The sequence below is a fragment of the Micromonospora sp. NPDC005237 genome (assembly GCF_040607775.1).
Lineage (GTDB): Bacteria > Actinomycetota > Actinomycetes > Mycobacteriales > Micromonosporaceae > Micromonospora.
The window spans coordinates 113,994-134,202 of the sequence record NZ_JBEXHJ010000010.1; the positions used below are offsets into that span (position 1 = coordinate 113,994).

General features: G+C 74.6%; 11 protein-coding genes. 2 read left to right on the forward strand and 9 right to left on the reverse strand.

Annotated elements, in window-relative coordinates:
* Nucleotides 1-12: 12 nt before the first annotated feature.
* From ABZT87_RS26400 to ABZT87_RS26435, 8 genes are read right to left on the reverse strand one after another with little or no spacing between them, the layout of a single operon-like run.
* Entirely contained in the window at nucleotides 13-516 is a 504-nt protein-coding gene (locus ABZT87_RS26400) for a (2Fe-2S)-binding protein (protein ID WP_355067513.1), read from the reverse strand.
* Nucleotides 513-1,343: an FAD binding domain-containing protein gene (locus ABZT87_RS26405; protein ID WP_355138910.1), complete on the reverse strand. Its 831-nt coding sequence runs from the start codon at nucleotides 1,341-1,343 to the stop codon at nucleotides 513-515. Before ABZT87_RS26405 ends, ABZT87_RS26400 begins: the two co-directional genes overlap by 4 nt.
* The gene (locus ABZT87_RS26410) at nucleotides 1,340-2,116 is read right to left on the reverse strand and encodes an alpha/beta fold hydrolase (protein WP_355138912.1); all 777 of its coding nucleotides are present in this window, start codon (nucleotides 2,114-2,116) and stop codon (nucleotides 1,340-1,342) included. The genes ABZT87_RS26405 and ABZT87_RS26410 overlap by 4 nt, the downstream gene beginning before the upstream one ends.
* On the reverse strand, nucleotides 2,113-3,294 hold the full coding sequence (locus tag ABZT87_RS26415) for a Gfo/Idh/MocA family oxidoreductase (RefSeq protein WP_355138914.1): 1,182 nt from the start codon (nucleotides 3,292-3,294) through the stop codon (nucleotides 2,113-2,115). Before ABZT87_RS26415 ends, ABZT87_RS26410 begins: the two co-directional genes overlap by 4 nt.
* The gene (locus ABZT87_RS26420) at nucleotides 3,291-4,400 is read right to left on the reverse strand and encodes an NAD(P)H-binding protein (RefSeq protein WP_355138916.1); all 1,110 of its coding nucleotides are present in this window, start codon (nucleotides 4,398-4,400) and stop codon (nucleotides 3,291-3,293) included. The genes ABZT87_RS26415 and ABZT87_RS26420 overlap by 4 nt, the downstream gene beginning before the upstream one ends.
* Nucleotide 4,401: 1 nt before the next feature.
* Nucleotides 4,402-9,447: an amino acid adenylation domain-containing protein gene (locus tag ABZT87_RS26425; protein WP_355138918.1), complete on the reverse strand. Its 5,046-nt coding sequence runs from the start codon at nucleotides 9,445-9,447 to the stop codon at nucleotides 4,402-4,404.
* The gene (locus tag ABZT87_RS26430; RefSeq protein WP_355138920.1) at nucleotides 9,444-15,857 is read right to left on the reverse strand and encodes an amino acid adenylation domain-containing protein; all 6,414 of its coding nucleotides are present in this window, start codon (nucleotides 15,855-15,857) and stop codon (nucleotides 9,444-9,446) included. The genes ABZT87_RS26425 and ABZT87_RS26430 overlap by 4 nt, the downstream gene beginning before the upstream one ends.
* Before the next feature lie 16 nt (nucleotides 15,858-15,873).
* Nucleotides 15,874-16,842, reverse strand: a complete 969-nt coding sequence (locus ABZT87_RS26435) for a ferritin-like domain-containing protein (protein ID WP_355138922.1) — start codon at nucleotides 16,840-16,842, stop codon at nucleotides 15,874-15,876.
* A 78-nt stretch (nucleotides 16,843-16,920) separates the two neighbouring features.
* On the opposite strand from ABZT87_RS26435, the gene ABZT87_RS26440 reads away from it, so the two are divergent.
* Nucleotides 16,921-18,201, forward strand: a complete 1,281-nt coding sequence (locus tag ABZT87_RS26440; RefSeq protein WP_355067502.1) for a condensation domain-containing protein — start codon at nucleotides 16,921-16,923, stop codon at nucleotides 18,199-18,201.
* Here ABZT87_RS26440 and ABZT87_RS26445 read toward each other — a convergent pair.
* Nucleotides 18,198-19,727, reverse strand: coding sequence for a GMC family oxidoreductase N-terminal domain-containing protein (locus ABZT87_RS26445; protein ID WP_355138924.1), 1,530 nt, complete (start codon nucleotides 19,725-19,727; stop codon nucleotides 18,198-18,200). The two genes, ABZT87_RS26440 and ABZT87_RS26445, sit on opposite strands and share 4 nt — an antisense overlap.
* 79 nt (nucleotides 19,728-19,806) lie before the next feature.
* Between ABZT87_RS26445 and ABZT87_RS26450 the strand changes: the two genes are divergently transcribed.
* Nucleotides 19,807-20,202: a VOC family protein gene (locus tag ABZT87_RS26450; RefSeq protein ID WP_355067498.1), complete on the forward strand. Its 396-nt coding sequence runs from the start codon at nucleotides 19,807-19,809 to the stop codon at nucleotides 20,200-20,202.
* Nucleotides 20,203-20,209 lie beyond the last annotated feature (7 nt).

Sequence of the window (20,209 nt, forward strand, 5' to 3'; positions counted from 1 at the left end):
GGTGTCTGGCGGTCATCCGGCCTGTCGGGCCTCGTCGAGGGCGAGCACGGCGCGGACGATGTTGTGGTAGCCGGTGCAGCGGCACAGGTTGCCCTTGAGGGCGTGCCGCACGTCGTGCTCGGTGAGCGGCCCCGGGTTCTCCTGGAGCAGGCTCACCACCGCGAGGACCATTCCCGGGGTGCAGAAGCCGCACTGCAGGGCGTGGTGCTCCCGGAACGCCTCCTGCACCGGGTGCAGCCGGTCGCCGTCGGCAAGCCCCTCGGCGGTGCGGATGTCGGCGCCGTCGGCCTGCGCGGCCAGCAGAGTGCACGACTTGACCGACCGACCGTCGAACAGCACGGTGCAGGCACCGCAGGAGGAGGTGTCGCAGCCCACCGTCGCGGCCGTCAGCCCCAACTCCTCGCGCAGCAGGTGGACCAGCAGGGTGCGCGCCGGCACCCGGCGGCTCTCCGGACGGCCGTTGACGGTGGCGGTGACGGCGACGGTCGTCGTACCGGGCCGGGCGTCGATGCTCATCGTGGTTCCTCCACAGTGGCGCCGGAATCGGTCAGGGCACGGGCCACCAGCACCCGGCTGAGGTGCCGCCGGTACGCGACCGAGGCCCGCCCGTCGTCGGGCGGGTCGCACCCCTCGTCGGCCCGCGCCGCCGCGACCGTGACACCGGCGCCCTGCGCGAGGGCCGACTCGACCCCGTACGCCCGCCGGATGGTCGGACCCATCCCGGCCAGCGCCACCCGGGAGTCGGCGACGGCGACGGCCACCAGGGACCACTCCAACGCCGGCCGGGCGAACGTCCGGTAGCGCCACCGCGCCGGGCCGGGCAGCGGCACCCGGACCTCGGTGACGAGTTCGTCGGGCCGGCAGACCGTCACACCCGGCGCGACGGCCAGCTCGGCGACGGGCACCTGTCGTACGCCGGTCGCGCTGCGCAGCACCACCACGGCGTCCAGCGCGACCAGGGCCAGCGGCACGTCCGCGGCCGGGTCGGCCTGCGCGAGCGCCCCACCCACGGTGCCCAGGTGTCGCACCTGCGGGTCACCGACCGCCGCGGCCGCGACCGCCAGCAGCGGGGCGTGCCGGTCGACCAGCGGGTCGTCGAGCAGCCGGTGGTAGCGGGTCAGCGCGCCGACGGCCAGGTGGTCGTCGCGGTGCGCCACGTACGACAGTTCGGTGACCCGGCCGAGGTCCAGCAGGGTGTCGACGCGGTCCCGGCGCAGCTTGAGCGCCGGCAGCAGCGACTGCCCGCCGGCCAGCGGCCGCAGCTGGTCGCCGTACGCCTGGCGCAGCTCCAGCGCCTCGGTGAGGTCCCGGGCCCGGTGGTAGTGCACGCTCGCCGGGATCACGGGCCGGCCGCCGACCAGGTGGGCACCGGGCTGCGGTGCGTGGCCCGCAGGATGGTGTCGATGAGCTGGTTGCGGCGTGCCAGCAGGTAGAAGTGCCCGCCGGGGAAGGTGTGCAGGGTGAACCCGCCCCGGGTGCGCGTCGCCCAGTCGCCGGCCTCGTCGGCGGTGACCTCGGGGTCGTCCGCGCCGACGCAGGCCAGCACCGGCGCTCGCAGCGGCACGGGTGGCTGCGGGCGGTACGTCTCGGCGATCCGGTAGTCGGCGCGCAGCACCGGCAGCGCGATGGCGCGTACGCCCTCGTGGTCGAGAGCCTCGCGGCCGGTGCCGCCGAGGCGGCCGGTCTCCGCCCACAGCGTGTCGTCGTCGGCCAGGTGCACGCTTGTGGCGCGCAGCCGGCCCGGCCCGGGGCGACCGGAGACGACCAGCGCCCGCAGCACGCTGCCGGGCCCGTCCAACCGGCGTGCCGTCTCGTACGCCACCGACGCGCCGAGGCTGTGCCCGAACAGGACGACAGGCGCGTCGGCCGGCAGCGCCCGTACCGCCTGCGCGACACCCTCGGCCAGGCTCGGCAGGTCGGCCGCGAACGGCTCCGCCGACCGGTCCATCCGGCCCGGGTACTGCACGCTGTGCACCTCGACGTCGTCGGGCACCTGCGCCGACCACGACCGGTAGAACGCGGCGTTGCCGCCGGCGTGCGGGAAGCAGACCAGACGCAGCCCGGGCCAGCGCAGCGGCCGGAAGCAGCGCAGCCACGTCCGCGCGACGGGGGTCACGGGCGCGCTCCGATCCGCTGCGGTTCCGCGCCGATCGGCGGGTCGACGGCCCCGGTCGCGGCGTCGGCCAGCTCGGCCACGTCGGACGCCACGAACATCCGCGGCGGTACGGAGTGCACCAGCTCGGGTGGCCCCAGCCGGGCGGTGACGTCCTGCCACAGCTGGCACAGGCTCAGGTGGTACTGGCCGTGGCGGGCCAGCTTCCTCCCGCCCAGCGCCGCGGCGTGCAGGTTGCCCAACGCGTACCCGACACCGGCCGGCCAGACCTCCTCGAAAACCCTGCGATAGCTGGGCGCGACCGCGTCGGCCAGCGGCTGCGCGCTCGGCACGTCCAGGTGGTCCGGCTCGTCGCCGTCGCCGTCGGCGAAGTGCGGTCGGCCCACACCCCGGTCCTGCACCTGCTGCGGGAAGTCCGGCCGAGGGCTCCACACCGTGGGCCCGTGCGTGCCGACCAGGGTCAGGTTGCCGGCCTCGGTGCCGATGGTCACCCGGTGCAGCAGGTGCGCGTAGTTGTCCGGGTCCGCCGGGTCCATCTGGTTCTGCACCCGCAGGGTCAGCGGCACACCGGCGAGCACCCCGTCGAGGCTGCGGAACGGCACGTCCACCCGGGACAGCCGGCGTACCTGCTCGGGCAGGTCGACCGCCGGGCCGAGGCCCCACGGTCGGACGCCGCCGAGGGCCTGACCGAGGATGTCCAGCAGCGCGTACGCGACCTGGAAGCCGCAGGCCGCGTCGACGTAGCGGGCCGGCTGCCGGGCCAGGAGCGCCCGGGCGGCGGCGAGGAACCGGCGCACCGGCGCGGTGTGCACGTAGAACGAGTTCAGGTGGTAGACGACCCCGGCCCGGCCGGCGGTGCGCAGGCACTCGACCAGCTCGTCGTGGTGCAACGGATGCTCCTGCAGCACGTGCAGGCCGCGCCGCATCAGCGCCCGGGCCACCTCGCCGCCCGGCCCGCCCAGCAGGCCACCACGGATGACCACGCAGGCCAGCGTCACGTCCTCGGGGACCTGGGCTACGTCGGTCCACAGCGGCACCCCGTAGTGCCGGGCACAGGCCACCGACCGCGCGCTGCCCCCGGCGAGGATCCCGGCCAGCTCGAACGGAAAGTCCGGCTGCCGGAACGCCTGCAGGTACACCTGGCCGAACTTGGTGCCGGCGACCAGCACTCTCGGTTTCACGCCACCCCCTCCTCGATCAGGTCGTACGACCCCAGCGGGCCGTCCTCGACGCGCAGCGACGTGACCGCCGGACTCGTGCGCAGCACGTCCACCGCCCAGGCCGGGTCCACCGCCTCGGCCAGGTGGTGCACGCCCGGTGGCACGTCGCCGGCGGCGACCGCCAGGGCGCCGAGGGCGACTGCCGCGCCGGTGAGCGCGTTCGCGCCGGTTCCCCGGCAGGCCAGCACGCGGGCGCCCGCCGGGCCGGTCAGCTCGACGACCAGCAGCTGGTAGCGCGGCCGACCGAAGGTGTCCAGCTCGGCCGCCCGGCACAGCTCGGCGGCCGCGTCGGCGAGCTGCGCCGCCGTCGCGCCGTCGCGCGCTCGGCGGGCGCCCGCGGCGAGCGCCGCCGGCAGCCGGCTGCCGGCGAACGCCGACCACCAGTCGACGTCGGTCAGGCCGAGCCGGCGGGCGACCCGCTCGGTCTCGGTGCTGAGGTACGGCTGCAACAGCACCGGCTCGTCGAAGAACGGCACCGGCACATCCGTCCGGGCGGCGAGGGCGCGGCTGCGTCGCGCGCCGTCGCGCCACGCGGCCGACGGCTCGCCGTACTCGGCGGTGCCGGCGGCGAGGAAGTCCAGGGCGGCGCCGGGCGTGAACCCGTCGCGGCCCCCGACGTACCCGGTCATCCGCCGCGCCCCCGGGATCTGCGCGGCGAGGTGGGCGGGGAGCAACCCGGACAGGCCGGGCATCAGACCGGCGGAGAGCACCGCGACCCGGTCGGCGGCCCCGGGCAGGGCGGACACCGCCGCGTGCAGCGGGTCGTCACCGGCCGCGTCGACGTAGCCCGCGCCGCAGCGGGCCGCCGCGCGGGCCACCGTGTCGCCGATCGAGGCCGCCGGCCCGGCGCAGTTGACGACTGTGTGGCAGCCGGCGCAGAACGCGTCCAGGCTCGCCGGGTCGGTGACGTCCACCGCGCGCACCTGGACCCGCGGGTTGTCGCCGTCGAGTCGGCCCGGGTCGCGGGCGCCGGCGCGGACGACGTCCACGCCCCAGGCCAGCAGGTGAGCCAGGGCGTGCCGGCCCACCCCGCCGGTGGCGCCCACCAGGGCGACCGTCGCGGCCACGTCAGCCGTCCCCGGCGATCGGACCGGCCCACTCGCCCGGATCGTCCGGCACCCGTCGCACGGTCAGCTCGCCCAGGCACACGTCGCGCCACCAGTCGACGCTCGTCGGGTCCGGCTCCGCCGCGCACAGCAATGTGACGTCACCCGCGTACGGGGAACTGCCGTAGCCGTCGCCGTCGACCGGGTCGGCGATCACCAGGGTGGCGACGTCCACCCCGGACTCGGTGAGCTGCCGGGCCAGCTCCAACGCCAGCACCCCGGCCGCACCCCGCCCCACCAGCACCAGCTCCCCGGCCGACACGTGCTCGGCCAGCGCGGTCGTGTAGTCGGCGGAGAGGCGTTGCACCAGCGGCGCCGGGTCGAGACCCGCGTAGCGGTGCAGGCCACCATCGACGATCCCGCACACGGCCCCGCTGGCGGCCAGCCGCTCGGCCAGCCCGGCGTACCCGTCGAGGCTGCCGCTGCCGTCGTGCACCAGCACGTAGCGGGGTGGGCCCTCGCCGGCCAGCGTCACCACCTCGCCGGTGTCGCTGACGGCCGGCTCCTCGTCGGGCCGGACGCCGCCGACGGCGGCCAGGTGATCGGCCAGGTCGGCGACGGTCGGGTGCTCCAGGATCCGGCGCAGCAACTCGTCGAAGAACACGTCGGCGGCGGCCGGCACCCGCTCGGCGAGTTGACCGGCGAGTTTCGCCGCGAGCAGCGAGTCACCGCCGAGGGCGAAGAAGTCCGCGTCCCGCCCGACCCGTTCCACCCGCAGCACGTCGGCCCAGACGGCCGCGATCTGCTCCTCCAACTCGGTGAGCGGGGCCGCTGCGGTCGCCTCGGGACCGGCAGTCGTGGCCGCCACCAGCCGGCGTACGGCCGTGCGGTCGAGCTTGCCGTTGGCCGTGCGGGGCAGCTCGTCGACCACCTGCAACACGCTCGGGATCATGTAGTCGGGCAGCCGGTCGGTCAGGTGTGCCCGCAGCTCGTCGGGCACCACCCGCCGCCGGTCGGCCTTCACCCGCGCGGCGATGATGCGCATGCCGAGCCCGGCCATCGGGTCGGCGGCCGGCGGCAGGTCGAGTACGGGCGACGCCCCGGCGGCGGCGAGCAGGCCGCGCCACTCGTCGCCGGTGAGGAACGTGCGGTCGGTGCCGTGACGCAGGTCGGCGAAGTCACCCAGGTCGTCGTCGAGCCGCACCAGCAGCTCCAGCGACGTCATGATCTGGTAGTGCTCCCGGGTCATCTCCAGCAGCACCAGGTGGCCGCCGGGGGCGAGCAGTCCGCGCAGCCGGGCCAGCGTGGCCGGCACGTCCCGGGTGGCGTGCAGGACGTCGCCGGCGATCACGATGTCGGCGCTGTTCGGCGCCATTCCCTGCCCGGCCAGGTCGGCGTCGAGGTCGAGCTGCGCGAAACGCAGCCCCGGCCGGTCGGCGAAACGTTGCCGGCCGGCGCCGAGGAAGAACGCCGACAGGTCGGTGTAGAGGTAGTCGACGTCGAGACCGTCCAGTGCGTCGAGCACCGCAGCGGTCGTACCGCCGGACCCGGCGCCGACCTCGACGATCCGCGCCGGCCCGTCCAGCCGCTCGGCCAGCGACCGGACGGTCGCCGCCGCGACCGCGTTGGCCCACCTGTTGAACAGGGCGTCGGCGTAGAGGTTGTCCGACACCTCCAGCTCACCACCGGGGAAGAGCAGCGCGAGGGGGTCCTCGTCGCCGCGCAGCAGCGCCGGCAGCGCCGCGGCGCTGGCCTGGAAGTAGCGGACCAGCTCGGGGGACTCCCCGACCGCCGCCGCCCGCTCGGCCACCGCGTCCCAGGCCCGCGCGGCCGGCGGTGGCCCGCTGACCAGCCGGTAACCGTCGTCGTCGTGGCGCAGCACCCCGCTGTCGGTGAGCGCCCGCAGCCAGCGGCGCAGCAGCCGGCGGTGCCGGGGTGCGACGCGGGTGGCCGCGTACACCTCGGTCAGGCCGTGCGGGCGGTCGTCGAGCGCGAGACCCGCGGCGCGCAGGGCGTCCAGCATGGCGGCGAGGCCGAGCTGGTCCAGCTCGTGCAGGTACGCCTCGTACGCGCCCAGGTCGGTGCCGGCGACGAGCGCGGACCCGGCCGCGGTGGGCCCGGCCGGGTCGACCGGCTGCCCGGGGCCGGGCTCGACGGCGGCGGGCTGCACGACGGCGGCAGGCTGCACGACGGCGGCCAGCCGCCGCTCCAGGGGACGGTCGCCGTCGACCACCGCGATCGCCCCGCCCACGCCCGGGTGCGCCAGCAACGCCGACTCGACCTCGGCCAGCTCGATCCGGTGGCCGCGGATCTTGACCTGGAAGTCCTCCCGGCCGAGGAACTCGATCGTGCCGTCGGGCAGGTAGCGGCCCAGGTCACCGGTGCGGTACAACCGCTCGCCGCTGGACGGGTCGGTGACGAACCGCTCGGCGGTGCGCGCCTCGTCGCCGAGGTAGCCCAGCGCCAGCCCGGCCCCGCCGATGTACAGCTCCCCGGCGACCCAGTCCGGGCGAGGCCGCAGCGCCGCGTCGCGGACGTGCCAGGTCTGGTTGGTCAGCGGCACCCCGTACGGGATGCTGCGCCAGGATGGGTCGACCCGGCCGATCGGGTGGATGATCGACCAGATGGCGGCCTCGGTCGCGCCGCCGAGGCTGACCACCGCCAGACCGGGGACGAGGTCGCGGATCTGGTCCGGCAGGGTGACCGGGATCCAGTCGCCGCTGAGCAGGGCCAGCCGCAACGAGGGGACCCGGACCATCGGCGCGGCCGCGAGATAGTCGGCGAGCATCTGCACCTGCGCCGGCACCGAGTTCCAGATGGTGACCTCGTTCTCGGCCACCAGCTCCGCCCAGTGGGTCGGGTCGCCCCGGCGCTGCGGCGCGGGCAGCACCAGCGCCGCGCCGACCGCCGGCGGGCCGAACAGGTCGTAGACCGACAGGTCGAAGCCCAGACTGGCCAGGCCGAGGACGCGGTCGTCCGGCGTCACGTCGAACCGGGTGTTGATGTCCGCCACGGTGTTCAGGGCCGCCCGGTGGGTGATCACCACGCCCTTCGGGGTGCCGGTCGACCCGGAGGTGTGGATGACGTACGCGCGGTCGTCCGGGCCGACCGCGCGGGCCGGCAGGGCCGTCGGCGCCGGCCCGTCGAGGTCGTCCACCGCGATCGGCGTCACCCGCGCCGGCCAGTGGCCGTCCACCCGGTCGGCCTCGGTGAGGACGTGCCGGATACCCGCGCCGTCGAGGATCAGGTCGCGGCGCACGGGCGGCTGGTTCGTGTCGACCGGCACGTACGCCCCACCGGCCAGCAGGACGCCGAACACCGCGACCACCTGCCGCCAGCCCTTGTCGGCGACCACCGCGACCAGGTCACCGGGCCGGCAGCCGGCCTCAGCCAGCCGTGCGGCCACGGCCGTGGCACGGCCGGTGAGCTGCCGGTAGGTGAGGGTGCCGTCGGCGGCCACCACGGCCACCCGGTCCGGGGTTCGCAGCGCCTGGGCGAGCACCCCCTCGTGCAGCTGCCCGTCGGGCAGCGGCGCGGCGGTGTCGTTGACCTCGGCGCGGCGGCGGGCGCTCGCCTCGGGCAGCGCCACCGGGGCCAGCTCCTCCCACGCCTCGTCGGTGGCTGCCAGCCGGCGCAGCAACGCGGTGTACGCGGCGAACATCTCGTCGACCACACCGTCGGGGAAGACGCCCTCGCGGACGTCCCAGTTGGTGGCCAGCCCACCCGAGCGTTCGATGTTCTGGCAGTCGATCCAGACCTGCGGGGTCTGGCTGATGCCGTACCCCAGCTCGCCGAAGCCCTCCACGCCGGTGTCGCCGCCCAGCCCGATGGCGCTGGTGAAGACGATGGGCATCAGCGCGGCGTCGGCGCCCCGACGGCGGGCCAGCTCGCGGACGACGTCGACGCCGGAGAACCGGCGGTGGTCCAGGTCGGACCAGAGCTGCGCCTGGATGCGCTTGGCCCGCTCCTGCACCGGCGCGTCCGGGCTCTGCTCCACGGCGAGCAGGCTGACCGAGGTGAAGTCGCCGACGATCCGGTCCACCTGCGGGTGCGTCGGCGTCCGGTTGAGCAGGGTGACGTCGACGGTGAAGCGCGGGTGCACGCTCCACGCGGCGATCACCTCGACGTACGCGGCGAGCACCGCGCCCGACGGGCTGACGCCGTGCTGCCCGGCGCGCTGGCGCAATCCGGCCCACTCGGTCGGGTCGAGCCGCAGGTCGAGGCGACGGAAGCGGGGCGGCGCGGCCGTGGCGTCACCGCGCAGCGGCAGCTCCGGTGCCGCAGGCAGGTCGTCGAGCCGGGCCAGCCACCAGTCCCGGTCGGCGTCGTGGCGGGGGCCGCCGCGCAGCGGTTCGGTGGCCAGCAGGTGGTCGCGGAACGTCAGCGTCAGCTCGTCGGTGGGCGGCTCACCGGCGTAGCGGCGGCCCAGCTCGTCGAGCAGGATGTTGATGCTGACGAAGTCGCAGATCAGGAAGTCGATCGAGAAGTGCAGGACACTGCGGTGCGGGCCGCGGGTCACCCGCAACGCGAACAGCGGCCACTGCTGCGGGTCGTAGCGGCGGTGGTCCAGCTCCGCCCGGGTGGCGGCCACCGCGTCGGCGAAGCCGGCCGCGTCGGCGTCGCGCACCTCGATGCGGTACGCCGGCACGTCGGGACGTACCTGCTGGGAGCCGTCGCGGTTGACGACGGCCCGCAGCATGTCGTGCCGGGCGACGACCTCGTGCCAGGCGCGTTCCAGCCGGTCCACGTCCAGCTCGGGAAACGTCAGCTCGCCGTAGCCGTGGCAGCCGACCCCGCCGTAGGCGAACGAGTCGCCCCGCCCGAGCAGGTACGCGCTCTGCACGTCGGTGAGCGGGAACGGCTCGTACCGCTGCTCGGGGTGCGGCACCGCGGTGGGCGCGGCGGCGTCGCGCAGCACGGCCAGCACCTGCTCCCTGTGCTGGCGTAACGCGGCGCGGCGCTGGTCGGTGAGAACGCCGGTGGGGGCCCGGAAGCGGAGCTGGCCGTCTTCCTCCCAGAGCTGCACACCGACCTGCGCCAGCTCGGCGATGAGGTCCTGCCCGTTCATATCGCGCCTTCCTCGTACGTGCCGGCGGCGTGCTGCACGGCGGTGGCCAGGTCCGCGATGGTTGGTCGGTCGAGCAGCCCCCGCATCGGCAGGTCGACGCCGTAGCGTTCCCGCAGCGCGGCCAGCAGCCGGGTGGCGAGCAGGCTGTCCCCGCCGAGGCTGAAGAAGTTGCGGGTGCGGCCGGGAACGGGGCAGTTCAGCAGCTCCGCCCAGAGCGCGCCGAGGTCGCTCTCCAGGCCGGCGTGGGGTGGCTCGTCGGCCGGTCCGCTGTCCCCACTGGCGAGCAGGGTGGCCACCGCTCCCCGGTCGATCTTGCCGTTGCCGCTCAGGGGCAGCGCGTCGAGCACGGCGACGTGCTCGGGCACCATGTACGCGGGCAGCCGGTCCACGACGAACGCGCCGGTGGCGTCCGGGTCGAGGGTGACGCCCGGCTCGGGTACGACGGCTGCGGCGAGCCGGCGGGTGCTGGTGCCTACGGCCACCACGACTGCCTCGCGCACGCCGGGGCAGTCGGTCAGCGCGGCCTCGACCTCACCCAACTCGATGCGATGACCGCGGATCTTGACCTGGAAGTCCGCCCGGCCCAGGAACTCCAGCGTCCCGTCCGGCCAGTACCGGCCCAGGTCACCCGTGCGATACCAGCGCACCCCGTCATACGTCACGAACCGCTGCGCGGTGCGCTCCGGATCTCCCCGGTAGCCGGCCGCCACCCCCGCGCCACCGATCCACAACTCCCCGACCACCCAGTCGGGGCAGTCGCGCCCCCGCCCGTCGACGACCCGGTAGCGCTGGTTGGGCAGCGGGAAGCCGTACGGGATGGACCGCCAGTGCGCCGGCACCTCGCCGACCTCGAAGGCGTTGGACCAGATGCCCGCCTCGGTGGCGCCGCCGAGGGCGGTCAGCCGGGCGTCCGGTCGGCGGGCGACCAGCCGGTCGCGCAGGTCCAGGCCGACCCAGTCGCCGGAGACCAGGGCGTGCCGCAACGCGTCGAGCGGTTCGTCGCCGGCCGCGGTGAGCAGCATGTCGAGCAGGGCGGGCACGGTGTTCCAGATGGTGACGTCGTGCTCGCGGACGAGCCGCAGCCAGGCGCGGGCGTCGCGTCGCTGCCCCTCCTCGACGAGCACCACCGCGCCGCCGACGCCGAGCGGGGCGAAGATGTCGTACACCGAGAGGTCGAAGTCCAGCGCCGACACGGCGAGGACCCGGTCGTCCGGGCCGAGGCGCAGCCGGTCGTTGACCGCCGCGATGGTGTTCCCGGCCGCCGCGTGGGACACCTCGACGCCCTTGGGCTCGCCGGTCGAGCCGGAGGTGAAGATGACGTACGCCAGCGACGCCGGCTCCACCGGGACGCAGCGGTCCAGGGCGGGGCCGCCGTCGCCGGCCGGGTCGAGCCCGTCCGCGCCGACGACCGTCTTCACGTCGGCGCGGGTGAGGATCCGCTCCCGCCGGACCACCGGCTGGTCGACGCCGACCGGCACGTACACGCCACCGGCGGCCAGCACCGCCAGCACCGCGACGATCTGGTCGACGCCCTTGGGCAGGCACACCCCCACCGCGTCACCGGGCGCGACCCCGGCCCGCGCCAGCGCCCCGGCCAGCGTCAACGCCCGAGCGGCCAGGTCCCCGTAGGACACCGCCACACCGTCACCGCACAACGCCAGCCGAGCCGGCTCCCTGGCCGCGGTGTCGAAGAACCCGTCGTGCAGCAGACCGGGCGTGATCGGCGCGGCCGTCGCGTTCACCCGCTCACGCACCGCCCGCTGCCCGGCGGGGAGCCCGACCGGCACGGGCCGCGCCCAGTTCCCGGCCGCGAGGGCGGTCAGCAGCTCGACGTACGCGGCGAACATCGTCTCCACCACGTCGGGCGGGAACAGCTCCGCCACCACGTCCCAGTTGATGCTCAGGCCACCGTCACGTTCCATGACCTGGTTGTCCAGCCACACCTGCGGGGTCTGCGAGGCGCCCCAGATCTGCTCGCCGAACGGCAGGGACATGCTCACCAGCTCGTCGCTGATGCCCAGCGCGCTGGTGAAGACGACAGGCATGGCGGCGGGGGCGCCGGTGCGCCGCGCGATCTCCCGCAGCACCCAGATGGCGGAGACGGCGTTGTGCTCCATGCCGTCCCACATGCGCTCCTGCAGGCGGCGTACCACGGTCAGGAAGTCGTCGGCCGCGCCGGGGCGGTGCGGGACGAGCAGCAGCGAGGTGAAGTCGCCGAGCACGTGGTCGATGTCGGGGTGCACCTCGCGGCGGTCGAAGAGGGTCAGGTTGAGGGTGAGGTCCGGCCGCGCGCTGAAGGCCGACAGCACCTCGGCGTACGCGGTGGCGAGCACGGCGGCCGGGCTCACCCCGTGGGCGCGGGCGGCGCCGACCAGGGCGGTCCACTCGGCGGGACCGAGCCGCGCCGCGTGGCGGACGAAGCGGGGGGCGCGCACCCGGTCCGGGTCGACGGCGAGCGGCAACCGCGGCGCGGGGGGCAGCTCCGCGGCCTGCGCCGACCAGTAGCGCCTGTCGGCCTCGACTGTCGCCTCGTCGGGCCGGGCGGTGAGGACGTAGTCGCGAAACGACACGCCGATCGGGCGCAGCGGCGCGTCGAGGTCGACGTAGAGGGCGGACAGCTCGGCGAAGACGGTCACGATGCTGAGCGCGTCGAGCACGATGTAGTCGAAGCTGAACGCCAGCCGGACGCGGCGCTCGCCGTACCGGACGGCCTCGATGGCCACCAGCGGCCAGCGGGTCGGGTCGGCGATCCGGTGTGACAGCCGTTCGCGTAGGTCGGCGAGCGCGGTCTCGCCCTCGCCGACTGCGATGGTCACCTCGGGCACCTCGGGCTGGACGCGTTGGCGTCCGTCGGGGTCGAAGACGGCCCGCAGCATCTCGTGTCGGCGAACGAGGCGGTTCCAGGCCGCGGTGAGCCGGTCGAGGTCCACGTCCTCGCCGTCGAATTCCCAGTACCAGTGGGAGCCGACCTCACCGAGGGCGAAGTCGCCGCTGCGACCCATCCAGTACGCCCGCTGCACGTCGGTCGCCGGGAACGGCTCGTGGCGGTGCGCCGGGTCGGCCACGAAGGTCCCGGTCAGCGTGGCGCCCGTGTCGAGGCGTACCCCGGCGGCGAACCCGGCGAGCGTCGGCTCGGCGAAGAGGCGGCGCAGTTGTCCGCCGGCCAGGCCGGCCGAGCGCATCCGCCCGAGCAGGCGGGTGGCGAGCAGGCTGTCCCCGCCGAGGGTGAAGAAGCTGTCGGCGCGGCCGACGGTCGGTACGCCGAGCAGCTCGGCCCAGAGGGTGGCCAACGCCGTCTCGACCGGTCCGACGGGCGGCTCGACAGCCGTGGACCGGCCGGCGCCCTCGGCGAGCCGTCGTGCCAACGCCGGGCGGTCGATCTTGCCGTTGCCGCTCAAAGGCAGCGCGTCGAGCACGGCGACGTGCTCGGGCACCATGTACGCGGGCAGCCGGTCCACGACGAACGCCCGTACGGCCTCCGGGTCCACGTCGGACGCCTCGGGTACGACCGCGGCGGCGAGCCGGCGGGTGCTGGTGCCCACGGCCACCACCACGGCCTCGCGCACGCCGGGGCAGTCGGTCAGCGCGGCCTCGACCTCACCCAACTCGATGCGATGACCCCGGATCTTGACCTGGAAGTCCGCCCGGCCCAGGAACTCCAGCGTCCCGTCCGGCCAGTACCGGCCCAGGTCACCCGTGCGATACCAGCGCACCCCGTCATGGGTCACGAACCGCTGCGCGGTGCGCTCCGGATCTCCCCGGTAGCCGGCCGCCACCCCCGCGCCACCGATCCACAACTCCCCCACCACCCAGTCCGGGCAGTCGCGCCCCCGCCCGTCCACCACGCGACAGCGCTGGTTGGGCAGCGGAACCCCGTACGGGATGGACCGCCAGTGCGCCGGCACCGCACCGACCTCGAAGACGGTCGAGTGGATGGCGGTCTCGGTGGTGCCGCCCAGGGCGACGAGCCGGGCGTCCGGGCGCAGCGCCACCAGGCGGTCGCGCAGATCCAGGCCGACCCAGTCGCCGCCGAGCAGGGCGAGCCGGAGGTGGTCCAGCCCGCCGTCGGCCTCGGCGGCGGTCAGCAGCATGTCCAGCAGCGCGGGGACCGACTGCCAGACGGTGACCCGGTGCGTGTCGACGAGCCGACGCCAGGCGTTCGCGTCGCGTCGCTGCTCCTCGCCGATCAGCACCACCGCGCCGCCGACGCCGAGCGGGGCGAAGATGTCGAACACCGACAGGTCGAAGTCCAGCGCCGACACGGCGAGGACCCGGTCGTCCGCGCTGATGTCGAACCGCTGGCGGATGGCCTCGATGGTGGTGCCGGCGGCGGAGTGCGGCACCTCGACGCCCTTGGGCTCGCCCGTGGAGCCGGAGGTGAAGATGACGTACGCCAGCGACGCCGGCTCCACCGGGACGCAGCCGTCCAGGGCCGGGCCGCCGTCGCCGGCCGGGTCGAGCCCGTCCGCGCCGACGACCGCCCTGACGCCGGCCCGCTGCCAGATCCTGCCGCGCCGGGCGGCGGGTTGGTCGATGCCGACCGGCACGTACACGCCACCGGCGGCGAGCACTCCCAGCACCGCGACGATCTGGTCGACGCCCTTGGGCAGGCACACGCCCACCGCGTCACCCGACGCGACCCCGGCCCGCGCCAGCGCCCCCGCCAGCGTCAACGCTCTTCCCGCCAGCTCCCCGTAGGACACCGCCACCCCGTCACCGCACAGCGCCACCCGAGCCGGCTCCCGGGCCGCGGTGTCGAAGAACCCGTCGTGCAGCAGGCCGGGCGTGATCGGCGCGGCGGTGTCGTTCGCCAGCGGCCGGACCGCCCGCTGCTCCTGCGGCAGCAGGTCGCCCGGCGACGCGGCCCAGTCGCCGTCGATCAGGCCGGCCAGCAGCCGGACGTACGCGGCGAACATCGCCTCCGACACACCCGGTCCGAACAGCTCCGCCACCACGTCCCAGTTGAGGTACAGGCCCCCCTCACGCTCGGTGACCTGGTTGTCCAGCCACACCTGCGGGGTCTGCGACGACGTCCACACCGGGTCGCCGAAGCACTCCCGCACGTCCGCGCCGAAGAGGTCGCCGAGGCTGAGCGCGCTGGTGAACACCACCGGGGCGAGCACGGCCCGGTCGGAGCGGGCGCGGGCCAGGTCGCGCAGCACGTCCACTCCGGAGTACGCGCTGTGCGCCACGTCCCGGGCGAACTGCTCGCCCAGGCGGCGCGCGCGGTCGACGAACGGCACCTCGTCGGTGGCGTCGACCTCCAGCAGCAGCAGGTTGGTGAAGTCCCCACTGAGCAACGGCACGTCCGGGTGGTACGGCGTCCGGTCGTACAGCGGCAGGTTGAGCAGGAAGCGTTGCCGGCTGCTCCAGGCGGCCAGGACCTCGGCGAAGGCCGTCAGGAACACCATCGACAGGGTGACGCCGTGCTCGCGCGCGCGGGCGGCGAGCCGGTCCCGGTCGGCGCCGGAGAGCCAGTGGTGGTGGCGGATGACCCGGTGCCCGCTGACCCGCTCCGGGGCCACGGCCACCGGCAGGTCGGGCCCGCCGGGCAGGTCGGGCACCCGCTGGCGCCAGTAGCCGGCCGCGGCCTCGCGGGCGTCGGCCCGACGCCGCTCGTGGGTGGCCAGGTACTGGGGATAGCTGTAGCCGATGGGCGGCAGCGGTTCGTCGGGCCGGCGGTAGAGATGGGCGAGGTCGCCGAGGAGCACCCGGAAGCTGTGCGCGTCGGCGACCAGCATCTCGATCTCCACGTGCACCCGGCTCGCCCCGTCGGGCAGCAGGCAGAGCTGGACGTCGAACACCTCGCCCCGGTCCACCCGCAGGGTGCGGTGCGAGAGGGTGGCGCGCAGGTCGGCGAGCCGCCGGTCCCGCTCGTGCGCCGGCAGGTCACGCAGGTCGTGCACGGTCAGGCCGGGCCAGGCGCCGTCCGGGGTGATCTGCTGCCGGCCGTCGTCGAGGAAGCGGGCGCGCAGCATGTCGTGGCGGCGCACCAGGGCTCGGACGGCCCGGTCCAGCCGGTCCGGGTCCACCTGACGGCCGTCGAACTCGTTGTAGAAGTGCGCCCCCACGCCGCCGAGGGCCTGCTCCCCGGCCCGCCCGACCCAGTACGCGTGCTGCATCGTCGCCAGGGCGAACGGCTCGTCCGGGTCGACCGTCGTCCCGTCGTCGGCGGCGATGACGCCCGGCGACGCCGGGTGGGCCAGGGCGTGCCACTGCCGGACGGTGCGCAGCTCGATGAGCTGGGCGAAGGTGAGACCCGCGCCGGCCCAGCGGGCGGCGAGCCGCATCAGCCCGATCGAGTCGAGGCCGCGCTCCAGCAGATCCTCGTCGGGTGACACCGGCTCGTCGAGCAGCGACGCGACGTCGTCGCACATGCCGTCGAGGGTCAGCGTGGTCGGCACTGGCATGTCTCCTCCCGACTCCTCAGGCGCGGGGAACGCGGATCGAGCGGTCGGCGAACCCGATGAGGTCCAGCCGCTGCAGGCCGTCGCGGACCCGGGGAGTCAGCAGGCCGATGTTGGCCAGCGCGGTGACCACGCGGGCGAAGATGGCCTGCCGATACTTGATCATCAGCTCGTTGTGCGCGGCGAAGTCGACGCCCTCGCCCCGGTCGACCTCGATGCGGTCCCAGACGTCCTCGAGCAGGAACCGACGGCGCATGAGACTCGCCGAGTCGAGCACCATCTCCTCGCGGTCGGCCAGTTCGGCGCTGGTCATCTCGCGGTAGATGCCCTCCAGCGACAGCACCCCGAACGACACGTGCCGGGCCTCGTCGCGGGCTACGAGGCGGGTGATGTCGCAGATGAGGCGGTCGTGGAAGGTGCTGTTGGCGAGCCGGAACGCGGCCATCGCGAGGGCCTCGACCACGATCTGCATGCCCAGCGCGGTGATGTCCCACCGGGAGTCGGAGAGCAGGTCCTCGATCAGCTCGGACAGCGCCGGGTTGATCGGGTACGGATGCGGCACCTTCTCGCGCAGGTAGCGGGAGAACACCTCGACGTGCCGGGCCTCGTCGGCGGCCTGACTCGCGGCGTAGTACTTGCTGTCGAGGTCGGGCACCACCTCGACCAGGCGCGCGGCGACCACCAGCGCGCCCTGCTCACCGTGCAGGAACTGGCTCACCATCCACGACTGGAGCTCCCAGCGGAACGTGTCCCACATTCCACGGCCGCGCCGCGCCAGCGGGGACGCCTCGAACGACGCCATGGCGAACGCGGAGTCGTCGGGCAGCGGCTCACCGAACGGCACCTCGATCGACCAGTCGACATCCGTGCTGGCGTTCCACTGTGCGCTCTTGGCCCGTTCGTACAGGGAGAGGACCCGGGGCATCTCGGACTCGTAGTGCCACGTCAGCTGCGCACGCACGGGGGTGGTCACCGACAGACCAGACATGCGCCCAAGGTACCGAGAGAAAACACAAGATGCCAGACCCTTGATGACAGATACAACGACGAGCGGTACCGTCGTGGCGTGGCCCCCCGACCCGTACCGGCCTCCGTGGGACAGCGGCTGCTCGGCATCATCGAGCACTACCGGGCGGACCACGGGGCGTTGAACTGCCCGCTGCTGTGCCGCCTCAGCGGCGGCGCGGTCGACCTGACCGCGCTGGAACGGGCGCTCACCGCGTTGACCGCGCGGCACGAGGCGCTGCGGACCACAGTCGTGGGACGCGGACCACGGCTGTCCCAGCTCGTGCACGATCCGCGACCCGTCGAGCTGCGGGTGGTCGACCTGCGCGGCGAGCCGGATCCGCACACCGCCGCCGACGACGCCGTCACCACCGAGCTGGCCACCCGGGTGGACGTGACACAGTGGCCGACCCGGGCCACCGCCTGGCGGGTCAGCGACCGCGAGGTGACCGTGTGCTTCACCATGCACCATCTGGTCACCGACGCGTGGTCGTGCGGGCTGCTCTTCGAGGAGCTGCGCACCCTCTACGCCGACGCGCAGGCCGCGCTGCCCCCGGTGCGCTGGCAGTACCCGCAGTTCGTGGCCTGGCAGGAGGGTCGGCTGGCCGGCACGGAGCTGGACCGGCAACGCGAGTTCTGGCGCGGTCAGCTGACCGGGCTGCGGTTGCCGCGCCTGCCGTATCGCGAGCCGCCCCCGGACGCCACCCCCGGCGTGCTGGCCCGGGACCTCGACGCCGACGTCGCCGACGGGCTGCGCGCCCTGGCCCGGCGACACCGCACGACGCTGTTCACCGTGGCCCTGGCCGTCTACTACGCCGTCCTGCACCGGGTCACCGGGCAGGGTGACCTCGCCGTCGCCTCGCTGTTCGCCAACCGTGCCCGGCCGGAGAGCCAACGCACCGTCGGGTTCTGCGCCAACATGGTGGTGCTGCGCACCCGGCTGCCGCCGTTCGCCACCTTCGCGGCCCTGCTCCAGGCGACCCACGCGACCACCGCCGCCGCGTTCGCCAACCAGGAGCAGCCCTACCAGGCCGTCGCCACCGGCAGCGCCAACCTGGGCGGCCGGGTCGACGACGTGGTGTTCCAGATGATGGCCGAGCTGTCACACCGCGTACGCGTCGGCGACACCGAGTTCGAGTTGCTCGTCCCCGAGGCGATCGGAAGCCGCTTCGGCACCGAGCTGGCGCTCGCCCCGCGCGGCGACGGCCTGCGGGTGGTGCTGTTCCACACGCCACGGCTGGCCCCGGCCGACGCCGTACGCCTGCTCGACGGCTACGTCTCCGTGGCGCGGGCGGTGGTGGGCAACCCCGCCGTCGCGCTGTCGGCGCTGCCGCGACGCTAGCCCGCGATCAGCTCGGCCCCGCGTTCGCCGATCATGATGCTGGTCAACGCGGCCGGAGCGCGCAGCGGCACCGGAACGATGCTGGCGTCGACGACCCGCAGGTTGGCCACGCCGCGTACCCGGCACCGCCCGTCGACGACCGCGCCCGGGTCGTCCGCCGCGCCCATCCGCGCGCCGCCGACCAGGTTCAACCGGCTGTACGTGGTGGCGCGCAGCAGATGGTTGAGCTGCTCGTCGTCGCCCACCACCGCGTCGTCGACGAGCGCGAACCGGGCGACGGTCTTGGTGAAGGCGGCCTGGTTGGCGATCTCCCACGCGTGCCGGTACGCGTCGCGCATCCGGGCCAGGTCACCCTCGGCGGTGTAGAACCCGAGGTCGACCACGGGTGGGCTCGCCCCGTCGGCGTCGCGCACCGAGATGCGTCCGCGCGAGGCCATCGCCATGTCGCCGATCATCACGGTGTTGACCTGGTCGACGCCGATGATCCGGTCCAGACCCGCGCCGGCGCCCCGCGACGTGCTCATGCCAGTGAACAGGCTCAGGTAGAACGCCTGGTCGGCCGCGTGGCCCGGGATGCCGGCGAGCCGCGCGATGAGCTGCGTACGCGGCCAGTCGCCGCCGATCGTCTCCGGCTCGGGGACCACCAGGATGATCGCGCCGGGCTGATCGATCACGTCCGCGCCCACGCCGGGCAGGTCGACGAGCGGCGTGATGCCGGCGGCGCGCAGCTCGTCGGCGGGGCCGATCCCCGAGCGCAGCAGCAGAGCCGGAGTGTACGGCGAGCCGGCGCAGAGGATGACCTCCCCGGCGTCGATCCGCTCCCCCGCGACCTGCACACCCACCGCCCGCCCGTCGTCGAGCAGCACCCGCTCGACCTCGGCGTCGCCGCGAACGACCAGATTGGACCGCGACCGGGCCGGGTCGAGGTGGGTGAGGGCGGTGGACATCCGCAGCCGGTCGCGCCGGTTCTGCGGGTACATCCCGATGCCCACGGCGTCGGGGGCGTTCATGTCCTCCTGGTAGTCGTGGCCCAGGCCGAGCGTGGCCTGGAGGAAGCCGTCCATCGCCGGCGTCAGCTCACCGCGCGGCCACCGGGTGATCGGTACGGGCCCGTCGGCGCCGTGGTGGTCACGGTCGCCGAACTGCTGGTCGGCCTCCAAGCGCCGAAACGCCGGGAGCACCGCCGGCCAGTCCCACTCCGGCAGGCCGCGGGCGCCCCAGGAGACGAAGTCGGCGGCCGGGGCCCGCATCGCGCCCCGGTCGTTGATCTGCGTGGAGCCGCCGACCACCCGGCCGCGCCGCAGCGGCGCCTCCCGCCCGGCGGCGACGGTCGCCCGCAGGGGCCAGTCGAAGCCGTCCTCGGCCTCCACCGAGCCGGTCCGCAACGCCTCGGGCACCGCGGCCCCGACGAGGTCGGGGCCGGCCTCCAGCAGCAACACCGAGCGGCCCGGGTCCTCGCTCAGGCGGGCCGCGAGCACCGCGCCGGCCGCGCCCGCGCCGACGACCACGAAATCGTAGCGAAGCATGGGCTCAGCGTAGCCGAACACACGACATGCCAGGACGCATCACATGTGCTATCCGCGATTCTTCATTAGACTCTCGGGTATGAGCAGAGGCCCGGAAGTCATCCCCACCCTGCGCTACCGAGACGCGCCGGCCGCCATCCGGTGGCTGGTCGACGTCCTCGGTTTCCGCGCGGAGCTGGTCGTCCCCGGCCCGGACGACTCCATCAGTCACGCGCAACTGACCTGGGGCAACGGCATGGTCATGCTCGGTTCGCAGACGGACGGCAGCGACGGCCGGCTCGTTCTGGACACCGGGCCCGCCGCGACCTACGTGGTGCTCGACGACGTGGCGGCGCACTATGAACGGGTCGTCGCCGCCGGCGCCGAGGTCGTGCAGAAGCTCCGCGACGAGGACTACGGCGGCCAGGGCTATTCGGTCCGCGACGCCGAGGGCAACCTGTGGAGCTTCGGCTCCTACCGACCCGGCTCGTCCTGACCACCGA

Coding starts and splice junctions, on each gene's coding strand:
- ABZT87_RS26400 (WP_355067513.1), bottom strand. CDS start 516: ATGAGCATCGACGCCCGGCCCGGTACGACGACCGTCGCCGTCACCGCC.
- ABZT87_RS26425 (WP_355138918.1), bottom strand. CDS start 9,447: ATGAACGGGCAGGACCTCATCGCCGAGCTGGCGCAGGTCGGTGTGCAG.
- ABZT87_RS26430 (WP_355138920.1), bottom strand. CDS start 15,857: ATGCCAGTGCCGACCACGCTGACCCTCGACGGCATGTGCGACGACGTC.
- ABZT87_RS26435 (WP_355138922.1), bottom strand. CDS start 16,842: ATGTCTGGTCTGTCGGTGACCACCCCCGTGCGTGCGCAGCTGACGTGG.
- ABZT87_RS26445 (WP_355138924.1), bottom strand. CDS start 19,727: ATGCTTCGCTACGATTTCGTGGTCGTCGGCGCGGGCGCGGCCGGCGCG.
- ABZT87_RS26450 (WP_355067498.1), top strand. CDS start 19,807: ATGAGCAGAGGCCCGGAAGTCATCCCCACCCTGCGCTACCGAGACGCG.